Source organism: Rhizobium quercicola (assembly GCF_021168455.1).
Classification (GTDB): Bacteria; Pseudomonadota; Alphaproteobacteria; order Rhizobiales; family Rhizobiaceae; genus Ferranicluibacter; species Ferranicluibacter quercicola.
Genome location: NZ_JAJOZR010000001.1, coordinates 669398 through 691997 on the forward strand (window position 1 = coordinate 669398; position 22600 = coordinate 691997).

19 protein-coding genes are annotated in these 22600 nt (G+C 65.6%); 10 read left to right on the forward strand and 9 right to left on the reverse strand.

Translation table 11 applies throughout. The annotated features are described in order from the left end of the window. The first annotated feature begins 3 nt into the window (after positions 1-3). The 9 genes from LRX75_RS02940 (at position 4) to LRX75_RS02980 (ending at position 11943) form a co-directional block, all read left to right on the forward strand. Positions 4-2403, forward strand: a complete 2400-nt coding sequence (locus tag LRX75_RS02940; RefSeq protein WP_231811721.1) for a cellulose biosynthesis cyclic di-GMP-binding regulatory protein BcsB — start codon at positions 4-6, stop codon at positions 2401-2403. Further along, positions 2396-3520: a family 8 glycosyl hydrolase gene (locus LRX75_RS02945; RefSeq protein ID WP_231811722.1), complete on the forward strand. Its 1125-nt coding sequence runs from the start codon at positions 2396-2398 to the stop codon at positions 3518-3520. The genes LRX75_RS02940 and LRX75_RS02945 overlap by 8 nt, the downstream gene beginning before the upstream one ends. Then, entirely contained in the window at positions 3499-5331 is a 1833-nt protein-coding gene (locus LRX75_RS02950) for a hypothetical protein (RefSeq protein ID WP_231811723.1), read from the forward strand. Before LRX75_RS02945 ends, LRX75_RS02950 begins: the two co-directional genes overlap by 22 nt. Positions 5332-5681: 350 nt before the next feature. After that, complete coding sequence (locus LRX75_RS02955) at positions 5682-7274, forward strand: ABC transporter substrate-binding protein (RefSeq protein WP_231811982.1); 1593 nt, start codon at positions 5682-5684, stop codon at positions 7272-7274. 81 nt (positions 7275-7355) lie between these two features. Continuing rightward, positions 7356-8309 carry an ABC transporter permease gene (locus LRX75_RS02960; RefSeq protein WP_231811724.1) on the forward strand — a complete coding sequence of 318 codons (954 nt, stop codon included), beginning with the start codon at positions 7356-7358 and terminating at the stop codon, positions 8307-8309. Between the two features lie 3 nt (positions 8310-8312). After that, a complete protein-coding gene (locus LRX75_RS02965; RefSeq protein ID WP_231811725.1) occupies positions 8313-9203 on the forward strand; it encodes an ABC transporter permease in 891 nt (296 codons plus the stop codon). After that, complete coding sequence (locus tag LRX75_RS02970; RefSeq protein ID WP_231811726.1) at positions 9200-10267, forward strand: ABC transporter ATP-binding protein; 1068 nt, start codon at positions 9200-9202, stop codon at positions 10265-10267. The genes LRX75_RS02965 and LRX75_RS02970 overlap by 4 nt, the downstream gene beginning before the upstream one ends. Beyond that, a complete protein-coding gene (locus LRX75_RS02975; RefSeq protein ID WP_231811728.1) occupies positions 10264-11250 on the forward strand; it encodes an ABC transporter ATP-binding protein in 987 nt (328 codons plus the stop codon). Before LRX75_RS02970 ends, LRX75_RS02975 begins: the two co-directional genes overlap by 4 nt. Positions 11251-11283: 33 nt before the next feature. Continuing rightward, positions 11284-11943 carry an aspartate/glutamate racemase family protein gene (locus tag LRX75_RS02980; RefSeq protein WP_231811730.1) on the forward strand — a complete coding sequence of 220 codons (660 nt, stop codon included), beginning with the start codon at positions 11284-11286 and terminating at the stop codon, positions 11941-11943. A 14-nt stretch (positions 11944-11957) separates the two neighbouring features. Here LRX75_RS02980 and LRX75_RS02985 read toward each other — a convergent pair whose 3' ends face one another. From LRX75_RS02985 to LRX75_RS03000, 4 genes are all read right to left on the reverse strand, one after another. Then, complete coding sequence (locus LRX75_RS02985) at positions 11958-12932, reverse strand: ABC transporter permease (RefSeq protein ID WP_231811732.1); 975 nt, start codon at positions 12930-12932, stop codon at positions 11958-11960. A 41-nt stretch (positions 12933-12973) separates the two neighbouring features. Beyond that, positions 12974-14527: a sugar ABC transporter ATP-binding protein gene (locus LRX75_RS02990; protein ID WP_113151367.1), complete on the reverse strand. Its 1554-nt coding sequence runs from the start codon at positions 14525-14527 to the stop codon at positions 12974-12976. 122 nt (positions 14528-14649) lie between these two features. After that, positions 14650-15654 carry an ABC transporter substrate-binding protein gene (locus LRX75_RS02995; protein WP_110737295.1) on the reverse strand — a complete coding sequence of 335 codons (1005 nt, stop codon included), beginning with the start codon at positions 15652-15654 and terminating at the stop codon, positions 14650-14652. Positions 15655-15834: 180 nt separating this feature from the next. After that, entirely contained in the window at positions 15835-16854 is a 1020-nt protein-coding gene (locus tag LRX75_RS03000; protein ID WP_231811733.1) for an aldo/keto reductase, read from the reverse strand. A 197-nt stretch (positions 16855-17051) separates the two neighbouring features. Between LRX75_RS03000 and LRX75_RS03005 the strand changes: the two genes are divergently transcribed. Further along, positions 17052-17942 carry a GntR family transcriptional regulator gene (locus LRX75_RS03005; protein WP_231811735.1) on the forward strand — a complete coding sequence of 297 codons (891 nt, stop codon included), beginning with the start codon at positions 17052-17054 and terminating at the stop codon, positions 17940-17942. 24 nt (positions 17943-17966) lie between these two features. On the opposite strand, the gene LRX75_RS03010 is transcribed toward LRX75_RS03005, so the two are convergent. The 5 genes from LRX75_RS03010 to LRX75_RS03030 all read right to left on the reverse strand — a co-directional run bounded on the left by LRX75_RS03010 (position 17967) and on the right by LRX75_RS03030 (position 22463). Then, a complete protein-coding gene (locus LRX75_RS03010; protein ID WP_231811737.1) occupies positions 17967-18482 on the reverse strand; it encodes a GAF domain-containing protein in 516 nt (171 codons plus the stop codon). Between the two features lie 93 nt (positions 18483-18575). Further along, on the reverse strand, positions 18576-19394 hold the full coding sequence (locus LRX75_RS03015) for an ABC transporter ATP-binding protein (RefSeq protein WP_231811739.1): 819 nt from the start codon (positions 19392-19394) through the stop codon (positions 18576-18578). After that, positions 19391-20431 (reverse strand): FecCD family ABC transporter permease, encoded by a 1041-nt coding sequence (locus LRX75_RS03020; RefSeq protein WP_231811741.1) that lies wholly within the window; start codon positions 20429-20431, stop codon positions 19391-19393. The genes LRX75_RS03015 and LRX75_RS03020 overlap by 4 nt, the downstream gene beginning before the upstream one ends. Next, a complete protein-coding gene (locus LRX75_RS03025) occupies positions 20428-21474 on the reverse strand; it encodes a FecCD family ABC transporter permease (RefSeq protein ID WP_231811743.1) in 1047 nt (348 codons plus the stop codon). The genes LRX75_RS03020 and LRX75_RS03025 overlap by 4 nt, the downstream gene beginning before the upstream one ends. Beyond that, the gene (locus tag LRX75_RS03030; protein WP_231811745.1) at positions 21471-22463 is read right to left on the reverse strand and encodes an iron-siderophore ABC transporter substrate-binding protein; all 993 of its coding nucleotides are present in this window, start codon (positions 22461-22463) and stop codon (positions 21471-21473) included. The genes LRX75_RS03025 and LRX75_RS03030 overlap by 4 nt, the downstream gene beginning before the upstream one ends. Positions 22464-22600: the final 137 nt, after the last annotated feature.

Here is a 22600-nt window from a genome sequence, read left to right on the forward strand (position 1 = left end):
ATCATGTTCAAGTCATCCACGCTCGCCCTCGCGCTCCTTCCGTCCCTTCTCCTGGCCGGCCTCTCCAGCACGGCCCTTGCCCAGACGCTCGGGCAGGCACCGGGCCAGCCGGCGGCGGCACCTGCGCCCTTCCGCTTCAACACGCCGTCAACGGCCACAGCGCCGGCGCCGCTTGCCGATGTCGGCGGCACGCTGCGCAAGATTGCGGCGAGCCCCTACGACCTGTTCTTCGACGGCGAATTTGCGAGCCGCAAGCTTTCCTTCTTCGCCCGGCCCGACGAGGCGTCGAGCGCATCGCGCCTGGTGCTGACGCTCCAGACCGCCATTTCCGCCGCGCCGGAGCGGTCGAACCTCACCATCCAGATCAATGGCCGGGAGATCGGTGCCACAAGCCTCACGGCCGGGGATCCGCGCCGGGTCACCTTCGACATACCGGCCGGCATCATCCAGCCGGGCTACAATGCGGTCGCCATCGCCGCCAGCCACCGGCATCGTGTCGATTGCAGCGTCGAGGCGACCTACGAGCTCTGGACCAAGATTGATCCGGCGCAGAGCGGCTTCGTCTTCCCCTCGTCCGAGGCGGGCAACCTCACCATGATCGACCTGATGCCGCTTGCCGGCACCCGGGAAGGCCGCACCAACCTGCGCGTCATCCTGCCCAAGGGCGCGCAGATGGCGGACTATGACCGCGCGCTGAACGTGGTGCAGGCGCTCGCCATCGCCGGCAACCTCAATCATCCCCAGGTCGAATTCGGCGCAACGCCCGGCACGGGTGCCGGCATCGACATCTATGTCGGCGTCTTCAAGGATATCGCCGCCCTGCTCGGCGCCGGCGCACAGGGTCTCACCTCCGGCGAGGCGGCCATCGTCGCGGCCGGTGCGACGCCCGAGCGCAAGCGCCTGATCATTTCCGGCCTCGACACTGCCGATCTCGACGCGAAGACGCAGCAGTTCGTCCAGCAGGCGACACGCGAACGTCCCGTCGGCACACCCGAGGGGCTGGCCGCGCTGACGAATATGAAAGGCCGGCTTCTCGTTCCCGGTGAAAAGGTCACACTGTCGGATCTCGGCCTGACGGCCAAGCCGTTCGACGGCCGGTTCATGCAGTCGAAGGTCAATTTCACCATGCCGTCGGACTTCTATCCCGGCGCCTATTCGAGCATGAGCTTCCACCTCAATGCGCTCTATGTCGGCGGGCTGTCGCCGGATGCGGTGCTGACCGTCAAGGCGAACGACAAGGTCGTGGCCAATATCCCGCTGAGCTCGCCGCTCGGCGGCGCCATTCGCGACCAGCGCCTGCCGATCCCGTTCACGGCGCTGCGTCCGGGCCAGAACACGCTGCAGATCGAGGCGCGCCTGCCCTCCAAGCTGGACGCCGCCTGCGAGTCCGTCGACAAGGCAACATCGACGGCGCGCCTCTCCCTCGACGGCAATTCCTACCTCGATATTCCGAACTATGCCCGCGTCGGCCGCTATCCGGATATCGCCGCCCTGACCTCGGGCCTTCCCGCCCCGGTGGAAGGCGATACGGGCGCTGCGACCACGCTGCTCGTGCCGAACTACAATGCCCAGAGCATGGATGCCGCAGCGACCTTCGTCGCCAAGATGGCCTACGCATCCGGCCAGGTGAAGCCGATGCAGTACACCTCGCTGCTGCCGGCCATGGACACGGCCAACCTCATCGCGTTCGGCGGATACGACACGCTGCCTTCCGAACTCGTCAGCCGCATGAACCTCGATTTCGTCAACATCCGCAACATGGCAGGGGCGGCAGCCTCGCCATACGAAGTCGCGGCGCTGGAGAATTTCGGGCCGCAGAGCGACATGCAGCGCCAGATGACGACGAGCGTCGTCGGCACGGCGGTAGACCTCTCGCAGACGGCCGGCAGCTTCCTTGCCGCCCCGGTCGAACGCTCGGCGGAGATGCTGCAGGCCATCCGCAGCAAGGCCGCCTCCGAGCTTTCCAAGCTAAACCTCGCGCCGCTGCGCGCCATTCTGGGTGACGAGATCAAGCCGGAAGCGTTTGCCCCCACGGCGCAGACCACGCTGGTGATCGCGCAGAATGCCGGCGGCAACGGCGGGCTGTGGACGGTGGTCGCGTCCAAGAGTGCGAGCGGCATCGTGGCGGGCACGGACGTGCTGACGGATCTGAACGTCTGGAATACGCTCGGCGGATCGGTCCAGGCGTTTTCCGAAACGGGGATCAGGCTCGACCAGCAGCTGGCAACCAACCAGACGCTCTACCAGACGCAGCCGTTCAGCTTGTCCAACATGCGCCTGGTGACGGCGAGCTGGCTGGCCAACAATGCCACCGTCTACATCTTCGCGCTGCTGACGGCGGCCATCCTTCTCGGCCTCGGCACCTACATGGTTCTGACGACCGGACGCCGCAATCATGGCTAAGCCGCTCGCCCTGGTCACATGGAGCCTGACGGCCGCCATGACCGTCCTGCTCTCCGCCCTGCTGCCATCGAGCGGCCTGGCGGCGGGCAAGACCAGCCGCATCAAAGCGGCGACAGCCATCCTCCCCGCCGACTACATCGCCGGCGCCTGGTGGCTCTACAAATCCGTCTTCGTGGAAAACGGGCGCGTCATCGATCGGTCGAACGGCAACGTCTCGCACAGCGAAGGCCAGGGCTACGGCATGCTGATCGCCGTCGCCGCGGACGACCGCGAAGCCTTCGACGCGCTCTGGGCCTGGACGAAGGAACACCTGCAGGTCCGCGGCGATGCGCTCTCGGCCTGGCGCTGGAGCCCGGACACGGCATTGCCGGTCGCCGATACGAACAATGCCTCCGACGGCGACCTGCTGATCGCCTGGGCGCTGTCGCGGGCCGCCACGCGGTGGCGCGAGCCGGCCTTTGCCGTCGATGCGCGCCGGATCCTGAAGGATCTGACCAGAAAGGCGACGGTCACGGATTCGACCTACGGAACGCTTCTGCTTCCCGCCGCACAGGGCTTTGGCGGCAGCACCGAGCAGCCGGGCATCGTCGTCAACCTGTCCTACTGGATCTTCCCTGCGATCGAGGAGCTGGGGCGCATCGATCCGTCGTTCCCGGCGACAGACCTCGTCGCCAGCGGCAGGGCGCTGCTCGAAAAGGGCCGCTTCGGCAGCAGTCATCTGCCCGCCGACTGGCTCTCGCTCCGGGGGGAGCACCCGCAGCCGGCGCCGGCCTTCGCCGCCACCTTCGGCTACGAGGCGGTTCGGGTTCCGCTCTACACGGCCTGGTCCGGCGGCGCGCCGCTGTCGCTCCTGACGGGCGTGCAGCAGCGCTGGAACGAGAACGGCGAGAACGTCATGCATGTCATGGATCTGGCAACGGCCACCGCCATGACGGCCATGCCGGACCCCGGTTACCGCGCCGTCAGCGCGCTTCTGTCCTGCGGTCTCGGCAGAGCGGGCCCGGCTTTCAGCCTGCCGCCCTTCGAGCCGACCGAATATTACCCATCCACGCTCCATCTCCTGAGCATCATCGCCATCTCCGAGAGGTATGCATCATGTCTTCCAAGTCAAAACTGAAGTTCTCGCTGCTCGCAGCAACCGCCGTGCTCCTGCTGAACCCCGGCCTCGTTTCGAAGACGTTCCAGAACGGCGATTCGGAGCTGCAGGCGCAGGAAATGTCGTGGGCGCTGACGGCACCCGCAAACGACGCGTCGAAACGCGATGCGAGCGATCCGCTGCTGGCGCCGGTTCCGGGCGCGGTCTCGTCTTCCGCCGTATCGGCTGCAAACGCAGCTTTCGCGCCGCCGGCGGCGAGCATCGCACCGGCCGCCGACCGTGTGGCCGTCAACCCTCAGGCTGCGCCCGGCGACAACCCGTTCCTGCGTCAGGCCGCGTCTGCGCCGGTGGCGACAAGCGTCGCCGTCGCGCTCCCCGCCGCTCTGCCGGCTGCCGAGCCCCGCGGCGCGTCCACCCCGGCGGTCGCAAATCCCTTCGCGGCCGCTACCGGGCCTGCAGCCGAAGCGGCGTCGGCACAGCCGGCCTCCGCCACATCGGTGGATATCTCCGCCCTGCGCTACTACGCCTCGACGCGCGACCTGAAGCGCGTCGGTGCCGAGCTGCGCCGTCTGAAGGATCTCTATCCCGACTGGCAGCCGCCGAAGGACCTGTTCACGCCGGTCTCCCAGGTGGATGAGCAGCCATTGTGGAACATCTACGCCACCGGCAACTATGCCGCCGTGCGCGCCGGCATCGCCCGCGCCCAGAGCGTCAATCCGAAATGGCAGCCGTCCGAAGACCTGATGACCAAGCTGCAACTGGGCGAAGCGCGCAGCCTCATCGACAGCGCCATGGCGCAGAGCCGTTGGAAGGATGTGATCTCGACCGCGCAGGGCCTGCCCTCCCTCATGGTCTGCGGCGAGATGCAGGTGCAGTGGAACGTCGCGGAAGCCTTTGCGCGCCTGCGCAACTACGCCGACGCCTTCGACGTTTACCGCTACATCCTGTCGAGCTGCGACGACCCCATCATGCGCCTGTCCACGGTGCAGAAGGCATCCCTCCTCATCCCGCCGGTCGGCTTCACCTCGCTTCTGGCCCTCGGGCGCACCACGCAGGATGGCCATCCCGAGTTCGAGAACCTCGGCTTCGACGGCATCCGCCGCCAGATCGGCGCGTTCATCGAGCATGGCGACTTCTCCGAGATGCCGGCAAACGAGGAAATCACGCGCTTCGTCGATTTCATCCAGCGCAATGCCTCCGTCGAGGACGCGAACCTCGTCGGCTGGTACTTCTATTCGCAGAAGGAATGGACGACGGCGAATGCCTGGTTCCTGCAGGCAACCAAGTTCAAGCGCGACCCGAAGAGCATCGAAGGCCTGATCCTGACACTGCGGCAGATGGACAAGACCGAGGATGCCCTGAAGCTTGCCCGCCACTACATCAAGATGTCGCCGGATGTCGCGCGCCAGTATATCGAGATCGTGTCGAGCGTCCTGACCGCCGACAAGCCGGCCCTCGCGCTCGGCGAAACCGAGAATGCCCTGTTTGAGGAGACGGTGACGTCGCAGAAGTCCGCGCTCGGCGCGCAGGCGCTCGGCTGGAAGTACCTTGCCGGCAATGACAAGGCGGCGGCGAAGACATGGTTTGCGGACTCGGTCGAGTGGCAGCCGACGGAAGGCGGTGTGGTCGGGCTTGCCGTTCTCGCAGCCCGCGCGAAGAACGGTCGCGCGCTGAGCGCGCTGAAGGTCAACTACGGCAAGACCTTCACCGCCCTGCAGGATTTCAAGGTCTACCGCCCCCGCTACGTCGCCAAGCGCACCCCCAAGATGCGCGACAAGTCGGTCTCGAGCAAGCCGAGGACACTGGTGGACTATCTGCGCTCGGCCTCCTGAAGACATCGCACGGATGAGCAAAGACGAGACAACCCCGCCGCAGCCACAGCGGGGTTGTCTCGCCGTGCAGTTGCCTCTTAATTCATCATGACGAACCGTCCCGCACGGCGGCACGCTTCGGATCGCGATGCGCGCGGAGATTCCATCCCGTCAGAGCCGACCCCCCGCTCCTCGTCCAAACCTGCTCACGGATGACGGGAAGACGGACGCGTCAGCGTATCTGGCACGAAACCTGCTTTACCTCCCTCGACTGAGCAAATGCTCGGAATCGCAAATGAGGGAACAGAATGACGTCGAATTCCAGATCCATCTTCCGCAGCCGTCCGATCCTTGAAAGCGTCCGGAGCGCGATGATCGCCGGGTCCGCCGCACTGGCGCTGGCAGCCGCATCGGCCGGCAGCGCCTGGGCCGCCGGTACCCTGCGCATCGGCATGACCGCGTCGGACATTCCGCTGACGACGGGGCAGACGGACCAGGGCGGCGAAGGCCAGCGCGTCATGGGCTACACGCTCTACAACGCGTTGATCGAATGGGACCTTTCGAGCGCCGACAAGGCTGCGACGCTTATTCCGAGCCTTGCGACCTCCTGGGACGTCGATGCGAACGACAAGACCAAGTGGACGTTCAAGCTGCGCGACGGCGTGAAATTCCACGATGGCAGCAGCTTCGATGCCGACGCCGTCGTCTGGAACCTTGACAAGCTTCTGAAGACGGATGCGCCGCAGTTCGACAAGCGCCAGTCCGCGCAGGGCAAGTCGCGCATCCCGGCCGTCGCTTCCTACAAGGTGATCGATCCCCTGACCGTCGAGATCGTCACCAAGACGCCGGATGCGACGCTTCCCTACCAGATCAGCTGGATCCTGATGTCCTCGCCCGCCAACTGGGAAGCGCAGGGCAAGAACTGGGATGCGGTGGCGCAGAAGCCGTCCGGCACCGGCCCCTGGAAGCTCGAAAACGGCTTCACGCCGCGCGAGCGCGCCGAGCTGACGCCGAATGCCGCCTACTGGGACAAGGCGCGAATTCCCAAGCTCGACAAGCTCGTGCTGATCCCGCTGCCCGAGCCCAACACCCGCGTGGCGGCGCTGCGCTCGGGCCAAGTCGACTGGATCGAGGCGCCGGCGCCCGACTCCGTCGCATCCCTGCGGGATGCCGGCTTCAAGATCGTCACGAACTCCTATCCGCACAACTGGACCTGGCACCTTTCGCGCGTCGAGGGCTCCCCCTGGAATGACATCCGCGTGCGCAAGGCGGCAAACCTTGCCGTCGATCGCGAGGGCCTGAACGAGCTTCTGGGCGGCCTGTCGATCCCGGCGCAGGGCTACCTGCCGCCCGGCAGCCCCTGGTTCGGCAATCCGACCTTCAAGCTGAGCTACAATGTCGAGGAAGCCAAGAAGCTGATGGCGGAAGCGGGCTACGGTCCCGACAAGCCGATCACGACCAAGGTCGTCATCTCCTCGTCCGGCTCCGGACAGATGCTGCCGCTGCAGATGAACGAATACATCCAGCAGACGCTCGCCGAGATCGGCATCAATATTGAGTTCGAAGTCGCCGACTGGAACACGGTCATCAACATCTGGCGCGCCGGCGCCAAGGATCCGAGCGCCAAGGGCGCGACCGCGGTCAACTACAGCTACTTCATTCAGGACCCCTTCACGGCGCTCATCCGCCAGTCGCAGTGCAACCTCGCGCCGCCGGCCGGCACCAACTGGGGCTATTATTGCGATCCCGAGATGGACGACCTGTTCGCCAAGGTGCGCACCACGTTCGATCCCGCCGAACAGAACAAGGTGCTGCAGCAGATCCACGAGAAATACGTCAACGAAGCCCTGTTCCTGATGGTCACGCACGACGTCAATCCGCGGGCGATGACGGAGAAGGTCAAGGGTTTCGTGCAGGCGCAGAACTGGTTCCAGGATTTCTCGACCATCAGCGTCGATCCCTGACACCCGTCATCTGAACACGGCTGCGCGACCGGTCGGCTCGCGCAGCCGGATATCACGAGACCTTAGCATATCGAGAACAGCATGCTGGCTTATGCCCTGAAGAGACTGCTGCACGTCATTCCCGTTGCGATCGGCGTGAGTATCGTCTGCTTCCTCCTGATCCATATCGCGCCGGGCGATCCGCTGGCCGCCATTCTGCCGTCTGACGCCTCGGCCGAACAGCAGATGCAGATGCGCGTCTTCTACGGGCTCGACCAACCCCTGCCGGTACAATACGGGCTCTGGGCCTGGCGCACGCTGCATGGCGACCTCGGCGTCTCCATTGCCACGGGCCGGCCGGTCCTCAGCGAGATCCTCGATGCCTCTGTCAATTCGATCATCCTCGCGGTCGCCGCGACGCTGATCGGCTTTACCATCGGCTCGGTGCTCGGCTTCGTCGCCGGCGTCTTCCGGGGCGGCTGGATCGACCGGCTGGCCTCCGCGATCGCCATGCTCGGCGTCAGCGTTCCCCACTACTGGCTCGGGATGGTGCTCGTCATCGCCTTCTCGGTCACGCTCGGCTGGCTGCCGGCGATGGGCGGCGGCCCCGGCGGCTCCGACGGGCGGGCCTTCAGCTGGGACTATGTGCAGTATCTCATCCTGCCGGCGGTCACCATGTCGGTCATCCCTATGGGCATCATCGCGCGCACCATCCGCTCGCTTGTGGCCGACATCCTGTCGCAGGATTTCACCCAGGCACTGGCCGCCAAGGGCCTGATGTCGGGACAGATCCTGCGCCACGTCATCCGCAATGCCGCGCCCACCGCCATCTCGGTCATGGGCCTGCAGCTCGGCTATCTCCTCGGCGGCTCGATCCTGATCGAGACGGTGTTTTCCTGGCCCGGCACCGGCTTTCTCCTCAACGGCGCGATCTTCACCCGTGACCTGCCCATCCTGCAGGGCACGATCCTGGTGCTCGCCTTGTTCTTCGTCTTCCTCAACCTCATCGTGGACGTGCTGCAAAGCGCGATCGATCCGCGCATCCAGAGGAGCTGATCCATGGCCGTCATCACCGCAGACATGGTCGCGCCCGCGTCGCTCATTCTCAAATCGCCCGGCTTCTGGAGCGGCGTCGTCCGCCGGCTCTGTCGTGATCCCGTGGCGCTCACGGCCCTGGCCGTCGTCCTCCTTCTCGTGCTGATCGCGATCTTTGCGCCCTATATCGCGCCGTACGATCCCTCGAAAGGCAGCGTCATCCGCCGCCTGAAGCCGATCGGCACGCCCGGCTATATCCTCGGCACGGACGAACTCGGACGGGACATGCTCTCCCGGCTGATCTATGGCGCGCGCCTGTCGCTGACCATGGGCGTCATCCCGGTACCCATCGCCTTCGTCATCGGCTCGGCCATCGGCATCATCGCCGGTTACGCCGGCGGCATCGTGAACACGCTGATCATGCGCACGATCGACGTGTTCTACGCCTTCCCCTCTGTCCTCCTCGCGGTCGCCCTGTCCGGCGCGCTCGGCTCCGGGCTCACCAATGCACTGGTGTCGCTCACCGTCGTCTTCATCCCGCAGATCGCGCGCGTCGCCGAAAGCGTGACGACGCAGGTGCGCAAGCTCGACTATGTCGATGCCGCCCGCGCCTCCGGCGCGCCCGCGCGCACGATCATCCGGGTGCACATCCTCGGCAACGTGCTCAGCCCCATCTTCGTCTTTGCCACCAGCCTCATTTCCGTCTCCATGATCCTCGCCTCCGGTCTTTCCTTCCTCGGCCTCGGCGTGCGCCCGCCGGATGCGGAATGGGGCCTGATGCTGAACACGCTGAGAACCGCGATCTACAACAATCCCCTCGTCGCGGCCCTGCCGGGCCTGATGATCTTCATCACCTCGGTCTGCTTCAACCTCTTCTCGGACGGTCTGCGCACCGCCATGGATGTGAAATCATGAGTGCCGTCGTATCCCCCTACAATCAGGATCCGGGCGTCGGCGAGCGCGGCGGGCCGGCCCAGCCGCTGATCTCGGCGCGCGGCCTGCTGAAGCATTTCCCGGTGAAGAGCAGCGGCTTCTTCGGGCCGAAGAAGGTCGTGCGGGCCGTCGATGGCGTCGATTTCGACATTCTGAAGGGCGAGACGCTGGGCGTCGTCGGCGAAAGCGGCTGCGGCAAGTCCACCACGGCGCGCCTGCTCATGAACCTCATCGTCCGGGACAAGGGCGATCTCCTGTTCGACGGCGAGACGGTGGGCGAAACCCTGCCGCTCGCGCAATATCGCCGGCAGGTGCAGATGGTGTTTCAGGACAGCTATGCCTCGCTCAATCCGCGCCTGACGATCGAGGAATCGATCGCCTTCGCTCCGCAGGTGCACGGCGTGCCCGCGGCCAAGGCGATCGCCCGCGCCCACGACCTTCTGTTCCGCGTGGGGCTTGAGCCCGGCCGCTTTGCCGGCCGCTATCCGCACGAGCTGTCCGGCGGCCAGCGCCAGCGCGTGAACATCGCCCGCGCGCTCGCGCTCGAGCCGCGGCTGATCATTCTCGACGAGGCCGTTTCGGCGCTCGACAAATCGGTGGAGGCGCAGGTTCTCAACCTGCTGCTCGACCTGAAGCGGGATTTCGGGCTGACCTATCTCTTCATCTCCCACGACCTCAACGTCGTGAAGTTCATGTGCGACCGGGTGATGGTGATGTATCTCGGCAAGGTGGCGGAGATCGGCACGCGCGCGGCCATTTTCGGCGAGGCGCGCCATCCCTATTCCGCAGCGCTTCTCGCCTCCATGCCGAAGATGGACCCGTCCGAGCGGACGACGGAACCACCGCTGTCCGGCGATCCGCCAAACCCGATCGACCCGCCGAGCGGCTGTCGGTTCCACACGCGCTGCCAGTTCGTGGAAGACGTCTGCAGCCGCACGATGCCGCCGCTCGCCAGCCTGTCCGCCGAGCAATCCGCGGCCTGTCTCATGGCCGTTCCCGGCTCCGGCCACAGCCGTGCGCCCAGCCTCGGGGAGACATTGGCATGACCGATACGATGCCCGACACCATGATCGACATCGACAATCTTTCCGTCACGTTCCATCGTGGCCGCAAGCCGGTCAAGGCCGTGAACGGCGTGAGCCTGAAGGTCCGGGCCGGCGAGGTGGTGGCCCTGCTCGGCGAGTCCGGTTCCGGCAAGAGCGTGACCATGCGCTCGCTGCTGCGCATGCACCCCAAGGGCACCACCATCGAAGGCTCGATGTCGGTGGCCGGTCGCGATGTGACGGGGCTCTCGACGCGGGACCTCGGCAATCTGCGGGGCGTCGTCGTGTCCATGGTGTTTCAGGAACCGCGCCTGGCACTCGATCCGGTCTACACGCTCGGCCGCCAGATCGAGGAGACGATCATGCGCCACGAGCGGGTTTCGAGAGCGCAAGCCGCCGCACGGGCGCTGGCGCTGTTCGAGAAGGTCCGCATTCCCTCGCCGCAGCGACGCCTGCAGAACTATCCGCACGAAATGTCCGGCGGCATGCTGCAGCGCGCGATGATCGCCATGGCGCTCGCCTGCAATCCGAAGGTGCTGCTGGCCGACGAGCCGACGACGGCGCTGGACGCGACCGTACAGATCCAGATCCTGCTGCTGATCCGCGAGTTGCAGAAGGAATACGGCCTGTCGGTGATCTTCGTCACCCACGATATCGGCGTTGCCGCCGAGGTCGCGGACCGGATCGCGGTCATGTATGCCGGGCGTATCGTCGAGGAAGGCACGGCGAGCGATATCATCCGCAACCCGAAGCATCCCTATACGAAAGGCCTGCTCGGTGCGCGCGTCGAGCTTGCCGATGGCCGCGACCGGCTGATCACCATCCCCGGCGCACCGCCGGATCTCGCCGACATGCCCCCGGGCTGCGCGTTTGCGCCGCGCTGCGCAGATGTCATGGCGCCCTGTCGAGCCGTGGTGCCGCCGCTGGTCGGGGCCGCGGGAACGTCCGAACGTGCCGGGCAGGTTGCCTGCCTGCTCTATGATTGAGGCGACAACAGAATAGAGACGATCGACCCAAGCATGAAGCATATCGTCGTCATCAATCCCAACACGTCGGCCGCCACCACGGTCATGATGACGGATCTCGTTCGCGCCGCGCTTCCATCTCATGTGAGCGTGGAAGGCATCACCGCGAGCATTGGCGTGCCGATGATCGTCGATCCGGTGCAGCTCGAAGCCTCGGTCGCCGGTGTCGTGGAGATGGGCCTATCAGCGGCTAAGACCGCGGATGGCCTGATCGTCTGCGCTTTCGGCGATCCCGGTCTCGACGCGCTGCGCTCCCGGATCGACATTCCCGTGGTCGGTATCTGCGAGGCGAGCATGCTGGAGGCCGCAGCCGGCGGCCGCAGGTTCGGTATCGCCACGGTGACGCCCGATCTCGTCGGGAGCTTCGCGGACAAGGCCGCAGCGCTCGGCCTGGCCGATCGCTTCACGGGGACGCGGCTGACGCCCGGGGATCCGCTGCATCTCACCAGCGATCCGGACCGACTATACGCGGCGCTGGCGATTGCGGTCCGCCAGTCGCTGGATCAGGACGGCGCGGAGGCCGTCATCATCGGTGGCGGTCCCCTCGGCCGCGCGGCCTCCGCGCTGCAGCGGCACGTCTCGGCGCCGGTCATCGCCCCCATCGCGTCCGCCGCCGCCATGCTGCTCGCGCGAATCGCGGAGGCGGAGAGGTAACAGGCCGGCGTGGCTCAACGCGAGCCGCAGCGGCGCAACTGGTCGAAATAGACGATGATGATGATCAGGGCGCCGGTGATGATCCGCTGCCAGAACGAATTGAGGTTCAACAGGTTCGCGCCATTGTTGATGGTCGCCAGAATGAAGGCGCCGAGCAGCGGCCCGTGGACGGAACCGACCGCCCCGAAAAGGCTGGTGCCGCCGATGACGGAGGAGGCGATCGCCTGCAGCTCCCAGCCCTCCGCCTGCGTGGCATTGCCGATGCCGATGCGTGAGGCGAGCAGAATGCCGACGAAGGCCGCGCAGGTCGAAGACAGGATATAGGCGAGGTAGATCGTGCGCTCGACATTGACGCCCGAGAGGCGGGCCGCTTCCCGGTTGGACCCGACGGCGAAGAGATAGCGCCCCCAGCGGCTGAGATGCAGGAAGACGAAGGCCGGGATCGCCACTACGATCACCATCCAGAAGAGACTGGGCACGCCGAGAAAATCCGCACGGGAGAAGTTGGCGAAGCTCTCGTCCGTGATGGAGATGGTCGAGCCGTTGGTGATCAGCAGGCCGATGCCGCGCAGCGACGTCAGGGTCGCGAGCGTGATGATGAAAGCGGGCAGGCCCATGCGCACGATGCCGAAGGCGTGGAAGGCACCGATGAAAACGCCGACGAGAAGCGTGATACCGATCGCGGGCCAGAGCGGCACGCCATGCGCCAACAGCCACGCAATGGTCACGCTGGAAAAGCCGACAACCGCGCCGACCGAGAGATCGATGCCGGCGGTGATGATGACGAAGGTCTGCCCGACCGCGAGAATGGCCGTCATGGCACCCTGCCGCAGCAGGTTGCTAATATTGTTGGATGTCCAGAAGCTGTTGGTCGACAGGCCCAGAAGAAGCCAGAGAAACAGGAGGAGCCCGAGAAGCGTCAGGCCGAACAGGATGTTCATGCCCTTCTTCGGCACCGGTGCCGCCTCGGTCGTGGTCTCTACGCTCATGATTGTCCTCCACCCATCGTCATTTCCGGTCCTTATCTTGGTTAGACGCCGATCGCCTGCGTCAGCACATCCTCGTGGGACGCGGTGCGATAGGCGTGGCTCGCCACCAGCCGGCCCTGTCGGAACACGTGCAGCGTATCGGCGAGTTCGTAGACTTCCGGCAAATAGGACGAGATCAGGATGATGCCCGCGCCCTCTTCCAGAAGCTTCGAAAACAGCCGGTAGATCTCGGCCTTCGTGCCGACATCCACGCCGACGGTCGGTTCATCGAAGATGAACAGCTTGGCCCCATGGCTCAGCCACTTGCCAATGACGATCTTCTGCTGGTTGCCGCCGGACATGGCCGATGCGAGAACCCGCCGCGTCGGCGTCTTGATCTTCAGGTCGCCGATCTGCTTGTCGGCATTGGCGATCTCGCGTTTGCGATTGATCGTCAGGCCGCTCGACAGCCGGTCGAACACCGGCAGGTTGATGTTGAGGCCGATCGGCAGGTTGAGGCAGAGGCCCTGGTCGCGGCGGCTTTCGGGCGCGAGCGCGATGCCGAGATCCATCGCGACGCGCTCGTTGCGGATATCGACCGTCTTCCCCTCGAACAGGATCTCGCCGGCCGTGACCTTCTCGCGCCCGTAGAGACCGAGCGCGAACTCGCTGCGCCCGGCGCCGATCAGCCCGTAGAGACCGACGATTTCGCCGGCGCGCACCGTCAGCGAGATATCCTGGAAGCCCGGGCCGGACAGGCCGCGCGTTTCCACGATCGGCTTGCCGATCGGCAGCGTTTCCTTGTGGTAGATCTGCTCGATCGAGCGGTTGATCATCATGGAGATCAGCTCGGCATCGTTCGTCTCGCCGATCAGGCGCGTGCCGACATGGGTGCCGTCGCGCAGCACCGATACGCGGTCGGCCAGCTCGAACACTTCCTCCATGCGGTGGCTGATATAGACGATGGTGACGCCCTGCGCCTGCAGGCGGCGGATCAGTCGGAAGAGCTGCGCCGATTCCTGGCGCGTGAGATAGGCGGTCGGCTCGTCGAAGATGAGGAATTGGGTCCCCCGCATGGCGGCGCGGGCGGTGGCGACCAGCTGCTGCTGGCCGATCGTGAGATCCGAGAGCAGCGCGCCGGCCGGCAGGTTGAAGCCGAGATCGTTTAGCACCGCCTGGGCGGCATCCGTCATCGCGCGCTTGCGCATCAGACCGCGCCGGTTCATCTCGTCGCCGAGGAACATATTGGCCGCGACCGTCAGATGCGGGCAGAGCACGACCTCCTGGTGCACGGCATTGATGCCGCGCGAAATGGCTTCGTTCGGGTCGGACAGCGGCACGGGCTGGCCGCACCACACGATGTCGCCGGACGTGCGCCGGATGACGCCGGTCAGGAGCTTGATCAGCGTCGATTTGCCGGCGCCGTTCTCGCCGACGATGGCGTGAATTTCGCCGGACAGAAAGGTGATGGATGCCGGCCGCAGCGCTTCCACCGTCCCATACCGCTTGTGCAGGCCGCGCAGTTCGAGGATGGGTGCGCCCTTGGCGACCGGCCCGCCCGAAAGCGCCTCGACCTCCGCGTCATGCCGGTGGCTCACATCGTTCAATCCGGTCATTCGGCTTTCCTCCAAAGGTCGCGCAGGGGCGCGGCGCCCTCGCGCAAACGAGGAGCGCCGCGACCATGTCGGTCGATGGACGGCAGGGTTCCGCTTTCGCCGCGACCTGCCGCCCCTGATCGTCAGTTGATCTTGGGATTGAGAAGGGCGTCGATCTTCGGATCGGCCATGTTGGCCTTGGTGACGAGGTTCGCGCCGGTATCGACAGTCGCCTCGACCTTCTCCTTCTTGGAGACGGCGAGCGCGGTCTTGATGCCGTCATAGCCCATGCGATAGGGGTCCTGAACCACCAGACCGGCAAGCACGCCTTCCTTCAGGAAGCCGACGGTCTTCTCGTCGCTGTCGAAGCCGATGACCTTCACCTTCTCGCCCAGCTTGTTTTCGGCAATCGCCTGGCCGACGCCCTGCGCCATGATCAGGTTGGAGGCGAAGACGCCGACGAGGTTCGGATTGGCGGTGATGAGGTCGGTCATGATGTTGAGACCGGTCGAGGCCTGCCCGTCGGCATATTTGTCGGCAACGACCTTGAGGCCCGGATATTTGGACTTGATCTGGTCGAGGAAGCCTTCCTTGCGCTGCTCCAGCGAGCCGGCGCCGGGCGTGTTGGTGATGATGGCGATCTCGCCCTCGTCCTTGCCGGTCGCTTCCTTGATGGCCGCCGCCAGGCCATCGGCGGCGATCCGCCCGCCCTGAACGTTGTCGGTGGTCAGGAACGAGCTGAAGGCCTTGGAATCCGCGCCGGAATCGATGCCGATGATCGGAACCGCCTTGGCGGCCTCGTCGACCGGCTTACCGAGCGCCTTGAACTCCGTCGGCGAAATGACGATCGCAGCGGGGCTGCCGGCAACGGCATTCTCCAGAATGCTGATCTGGCCGTTCACGTCGGTCTCGGCCTGTGCGCCGAGCTCGGGCACGTTGACGCCGAGGTCCTTGCCGGCAGCACGCGCGCCGGCGAGAACGATCTGCCAGTAGAACGAGGTCGTGTCCTTGACGATGATCGGAATGGTGACATCCTGGGCAAAGGCGCCCATCGGCATCATCGTGGCGATGACGGCCGCGCCGGCAACGCTTGCCAGCGACCGGCGCGCAAAGGCGCGACGCGACAGAATATGGTTCAGCAGTGTCATGGTGTTGTTCTCCTCCAACAACGTCTTGTTCCGTTCTCCTCCAACCGTACCGAAGACGCGGCGATACGATCTTTATCTATAAAAAACATATTATGGTCTGGACGCTAACCCAAGACCGATCAAGTTGCAACCGGCATCCTCACGGCAGACGGAGCCCTCCCCAGCCCTGTCGATCGCCCATCAAACGCGAACGGCTTCCGTGCCCAGCGGCGGTGCGACGAGCGTCTGCGCGTCGTAGGGCGCGAAGTCCTCGGGCTGCAACCGGTGGGCTTCCAGTGCCATGTTGCGCGTCAGGCTGGAAGGCTTGGCGGTACCGAGCAGCACGGAGGCGACCAGAGGGTTCTGCAGCGGAAACTGCATGGCCGGCGCCGCGATCGGCACACCTTGCGATGCGGCGATCGTCTCCATGGCTGCCACCTTTTCGAGGACCTCCGGCGATGCCGGCCCGTAATCGAAATGCGCGCCCTCGACGGCCCCCGTCGCGAGGATGCCGGAGTTGAAGACGCCGCCCACGACCAGCGATGTCTTTTTCTCGGCGCACAGCGGCAGCAGCTCGGAAACGGCCGTCCGGTCGAGCAGCGTATAGCGCCCGGCCAGGAGAATGCAGTCGAGGTCTGCCGCACGCATCACGTCGAGGCAGACGGGAACCTCGTTGACCCCGAGACCATAGGCGGTGATGGCGCCGCTCGATTTCAACGCATCCAGCGCTTTCAGGCCGCTATCGAGCAATTGCCGGAGGTAGACCGCGTTGCGTTCCGCACCGTGGGTGTAAACGCCGATATCGTGAACGAACAGGATATCGAGCCGGTTGAGGCCGGTTCGGGCGTAGCTGAACTCCACCGAGCGCATGATGCCGTCATAGGAATAGTCGTAATCCGTCTCGAAGGGCAGTGGATCGATGAAGCCGAAATCGGGAACCTTGTCGTCGGCGACCGGACGCAGCAGCCGGCCGACCTTGGTGGACAGGACATAGCTGCCGGACGGCTTGTCGCGCAGGAAATCGCCGACCCGCCGCTCGGCCAGGCCAAAGCCGTACCAGGGTGCCGTATCGAAAAAGCGCATGCCGGAATCCCAGGCCGCTTCCAGCGTCTCCATCGCCGTCTCGCGCGGGCAGGTGCGATACATTCCGCCCAGCGGCGCGGTGCCGAAGCTGTATTCCGTGACGGCGAGGTCTGTCGTGCCGATCTTACGCGTCTTCATCGCATCATCTTCCGTCTGACTGTCTGCTGTCGGGATCGAGACCGCGCCGTTCCGGTAATGTGATTACGCGTCTATCGGATCCGCTGTTTGTCATTTTATCTACAATAGACAGTTTTCCGTCAACTTGTATTATGCGAGCGGGAGGACAGGGCGACGGCCGGCAGGGACAGGCCTGCCCAGCGTCCCCGGGGATGCGAATGGCGAAACAGAATACCGTCTTCAAGGACGCCTTCAACCGGTGTCTGACCCTCATCGCGGAGACAGAGGCGCTGCCCTCGGAGCTCGAACTCGGCACGTCGCTGGGCGTCAGCCGCACGACCGTGCGGGCCATTCTCGCGCGCCTGAAAGAGCTGGAGATCATCGCCTGGGACAAACGCACCAAGGCCATGCTGCGCGCGCCGCAGCCGTCCGATTTCTTCTCCGCGGAAGAAACGAGTTCACTCGCGGAGATCATCGAGCGGAGCTTCATGCGGCGGATTCTGGCCGGTGGTGCCGAGCCCGGCATGCAGATCAACGAGCTGGAGCTTGCCCGCGACATCGGCACGGGTACGACCAGCGTGCGCGAATTCCTCATCCGCTTCAGCCGTTTCGGGCTGATCGAAAAGCGGCCGAACAGCCATTGGGTGCTGAAAGGCTTCACCCGCGACTTCGCGCTGGAACTGACCGAGATCCGCGAGATGTTCGAGCTTCGCTCCGCCGCCGGCTTCGCGGCCTTGCCCGGGGATCATCCGGCCTGGCGGGATCTCGACGAGATGGAGGTGCTTCATCGCGACATGCTGGCGAACATCGACACGCGCTATCGCGATTTCTCCGAGCTCGACGAACGCTTCCATCTTCTGGTGCATCGCTCGTCGAGCAATCGCTTCATCATCGATTTCTACGACATCATCACCATCGTCTTCCACTATCACTACCAGTGGAACAAGGCCAATGACCGCGAGCGCAATGCACGGGCGGTGGAAGAACATCTGGACTACATCGCGGCACTGAAAACCCGCGACCCCGCAACGGTCGCGCACGCCTGCCGGCAGCACCTGCGCTCGGCGCGCGAGACGCTGCTGCAATCGATCCAGCAGCCGGACGCCTGAACGGAGAACAGGGTAACGCCCGGCTCAAACGACCGCGATGTTCTCGCTGTCGCTTCCCCCGCCCGCGGCGAGCAGCATGCAGACGGCGCCGGGCATCTTCAGCGCCTCGGCGGCCGCAACGCGTTCGGGCGTATAGAAACCCGCCTCGTGCAGGCAATTGATGGTGCCGATCACGGTTCCCCCGACGACGATCGGCACGTTGATCACCGACTGGCAGCCGAGGGAATCGATGAGTTCGTAGTCGCCGAACACCTCAGCGATCTCCTCGATCGTATTCGCCACGAAGGTCTTCTGCTGCGTCAGCGTGATGTCGGACCAGTGCGTCTCGTTATAGGGCTTCGTGCCGGAGACCGGATATTGCTCCGGCATATTGGAATAGACCCGCTCGGCCACGCGGGTCGTCGTGTCGCTCGTCATGATGGTGAAAAGCTTCACCCCGACCAGTGCCTGCGTCAGCGCTTCCAGCGCCGCATAGGCCGCCATCGGCTGCCCCTCGCCGGCGAGCGCGGATACGAATGCCGTGTAATCCGTGGTGGTCATGGGCCCGTCTCCTTCAAGATGCGCGAATGCCATCCGGCCTAGCACCGAGCCCCGCTAGAGATCAACACGCGAGCGTGGACGACATCGGGCCGTTCAGCGGCGGTTCGCCCCCGCACCAGCCGATCCGTGACGTCCGATCGGCAGCATCATCGGACGCCCCGACACAGGATCTTCGATGATGCGGCTCTCAAGGCCGAAGACCTCGCGCACCATCTCGTCCGTCAGCACCGCGTCCGGGGCGCCGAACGCATGGATCTTTCCCCCGGCCATCGCCACGAGATCGTCGGCATAGCGGGCCGCGAGATTGAGATCGTGCAGCACCATCACCACCGTCGTGCCGCGCGCGCGGTTGAGGTCGGTCAGAAGATCGAGCACCTCGATCTGGTGGTTGATGTCGAGGAAGGTCGTGGGTTCGTCCAGCAGCAGGATGTCGGTTTCCTGCGCCAGTGCCATGGCGATCCAGACGCGCTGGCGCTGGCCGCCGGAAAGCTCGTCGACGGGCCTTTCGGCAAGATCGAACGTTTTCGTTGCGGCCAGCGCGCCGTCCACGGCCTCGTCGTCCTTGCGCGTCCAGCGGGAGAACAGGCTCTTGTGCGGATGACGGCCGCGGCTGACGAGATCGGCAACGGTAATGCCCTCCGGCGCGATCGGCGCCTGCGGCAGCAGGCCGAGCGTCCGGGCAAGCTCGCGCGCCGGCATACGATGGATCGATGTGCCGTCGAGCAGGACATGGCCTTTCGTCGGCGTCAGCAGCCGCGACAGCGTGCGCAGGAACGTGGACTTTCCGCAGGCATTGGCGCCGACGATCGCGGTGATCCGGCCGGAGGGGATCGCCAGGTCCAGCCCGTCGAGGATCGCCTTGCCGTCATAGCCGGCGGAAAGTTCGGTCGCGACGAGAGAATGATCGGTCACAGCGCGCCTCCGGTCCGGTTGACGCGGACGATCAGGAAAATCAGGTAGGGCGCGCCGAGCGCGCCGGTGATGACGCCGACAGGGTAGCGGCTGGGGAGCAGCACCTGTCCGACATAATCGCCGAGAAGCACGAGCAAGGCCCCGACGAGCGCCGCGGGGAGAAGCAGCGATCCGTTCGAACGCACGATGCGCGCCGCGATCGGCCCCGCGAGGAAGGCGACGAAGGCGATGGGCCCGGTGACGGCGGTCGCCGCCGCGATCATGCCGACGGCCGAAACGATGACCAGCATGCGCGTTTGCGCCACGCGAACGCCAAGGGCCGACGCCATGTCGTCGCCCAGCCTGAGCGCTTCGAGATCCCGCGTGCGGCTAAGGAGAACACCGCCGAAGACGGCGAGCGCGAGAAGAAGCGGCAGCGCCTGCGGCAGCTGCGCGCCGTTGACGCTGCCCGTCAGCCAGCGCATCGCCTCCTGCAGGCTCCAGGAGGGTGCGGTGGAAAGGATGTAGGCGATAACGCTTTGCAGCATGGCGGAAACGCCGATGCCGACCAGGATCAGGCGCGTGCCGCCGACGCCGTTGCGGAACGACAGGCCGTAGACCAGCAGCGCGACCCCGAGCCCGGCGCCGACCGCCAGAAGCGACACCACCGGCCCCGACATCTGAAGAACGACGATGGCGAACACGGCGGCCGCACCCGCACCGGACGTAATCCCGATGATATCGGGGCTCGCCAGCGGATTGCGCAGCATGATCTGGAAGGCGACGCCGCCGAGGCCGAAGCAGACCCCTGCGAGAACCGACAGCACCGCACGCGGCAGGCGCAATTGGTTAACAGTGAAGGCCGTGCCGGGAATGGGCTCGCCCGACAGCACCCGGAGGACCTCCATCGGCGCGACGATGCTCTGGCCGACGGAAAGGGTGAAGCCGAAGACGAGGACGACCAGCGCGAGCAGGAGCCCGAGCGCAATCGAATGGCGGCGCGCCCGGCGCCGGCGATTGACGGCGAGGCGATCGATGGTCGGCGACGGCACGCTCACAGTTCCCGCACCCGCTGCCGCCGCACGATCCAGATGAAGAACGGCGCGCCGATAAGCGCGGTAATGATGCCGACATCGATTTCGCCCGGCCGCGCGACGATGCGCCCGAGAATATCGGCGGCGAGCAGCAGGGCCGCGCCGCCGACGGCCGCAAACGGCAGCTGCCAGCGGTGATCGACGCCGATCAGCGTGCGGCAGAGATGCGGCACCACGAGGCCGAGAAAGCCGATGGGGCCGCAGACGGCCGTGGTCGCGCCGCACAGCAGGATCGCGCCGAGCGAGGCGACGGCGCGGGCAGTCGCCACATGCTCGCCGAGACCGGCCGCCACATCGTCGCCAAGAGCCAGCGAATTGAGCTTGCGCGCGGAAAGAAGGCTGATGGCAAAGCCGACGCCCAGAAACGGCAGAACGGGAACGACGCGATCGTAGGTCGCGCCGCCGACGCCGCCGATCTGCCAGGCCTGGATGCCGCCCGCGATATCGCCACGGGGCAGAACGATCGCGATGACGAGCGAGGCGAAGGCGACGGAGGTGGCGGCGCCCGCCAGCGCCAGCTTCAGCGGCGTCGCCCCGCCCCGGCCGAGCGACCCGATCGTATAGACGAAGACCGCAGCCCCGCCCGCACCGAGGATCGCCGTCCAGATATAGGCCTGTGCCGAGGTGATTCCGAACCAGGCGACGCCGATGACGACGGCCAGCGAAGCTCCCATATTGACACCGAGAATGCCGGGATCGGCGAGCGGATTGCGCGTGACGCCCTGCATGATCGCACCGGCAAGCCCGAGTGCCGCCCCCGAAAGCACGGCGAGCAGCGTGCGGGGCATGCGCAGCGCGACGGCCGCCTGCCCGATCGTCTCCTGCCCGCCGCCAAGCGCTGCCGCGATCTCGCCCCAGGCGACATCGCGCGTGCCGGTGGTGACCGACAGCGCCGCGAGCAGGCCGAGCATGCCGACGAGCGCGAGAAGCCAGAGGCCGCGCGTCCGGTTGGAGCGGGCGGCAACGCTGTGGGCGCGCACGGGAGATTGGATCGAAGTCGCCGTCATTTCTGCGTCTTGGCCGCCGCGCCGAGCCGGGCCACATAGTCCTTCAGCACCCAGCGGATCGAAAGCGGCGTCGGGTTGGCGGCGTTGCCGACAGGATCGTTGCCGAGCATGACAAGCGCTCCGTTCGCCACCGCCGGCATGTGCCGCGTCAGCGGATTGGCCTTCAGCGAATCGAACAGCGCCTGATCCCCGTATGTCACGAGAATATCGACATCGTCGAAGGCATCGATCTGCTCGGCGCTTATGGACCCGGAATATTTCCCCGGCTGCGAGGCCTTGAGAACGCTCTTCGGCGAGGCCAGCCCGAGATCGCCGAAGAACTTCACGCGCGTGTCGTTGGTCGTGTAGAAATTGATGATGCTGAGGTCTGACGCGCTCAGATGCGTGATGAACATCGCCGATTTGCCGGTCAGCTCCGGATGCCCGGCGAGTGTACCGGCGATGTCGGCCTCGATTCCGGCGATCAGCGCCTCGCCCTCCGTCGCCATGCCGAGCCCCGCGCTGTCGAGCCGGATCGTCTCGCGCCAGTCGGTGGACCAGGGCGCCTGCGGATAGGCGACGACGGGCGCGATCTGGCTCAGCGTGTCGTAGTCGGACTGGCTGATGCCGGAATAGGCCGCAAGGATTACATCCGGACGGGTCGCCGCGACCGATTCGAAATCGATGCCGTCGCCTTCGTCGAAGAGCACCGGCGTCTCGCCACCCAGTTCGTCCAGACGTGCCTTCACCCAGGGAAGGATGCCGTCGCCGTCGTCGTCGCCGAAATTGGCGCGCGCCATGCCGACGGGGACGATGCCGAGCGCGAGCGGGACTTCATGGTTCGCCCAGGCGACGGCCGCCACACGCTCCGGCTTCTTCGCAATGACGGTCGTGCCGAAGGCATGATGGAGGGTGATCGGATAGGCATCGCCTTCGGCCGCCAGCGCAGGACCCTGCGCGAGCAGCCAGACAGCCATGGCGATCTGCGTGGCGAAGCGGAAAAATCTCATCTCCCGATCCCTTCGATAGACATAAGTTGAGTTTCCCTCTCAGCTTCATCTTGTGGCGTCAACGGCAAAGGCGCGGCAGTCCGGAAAGTGGGGATAGTTAGCCATCGGATTCTACAAAACCGGTGGATTCGACAATA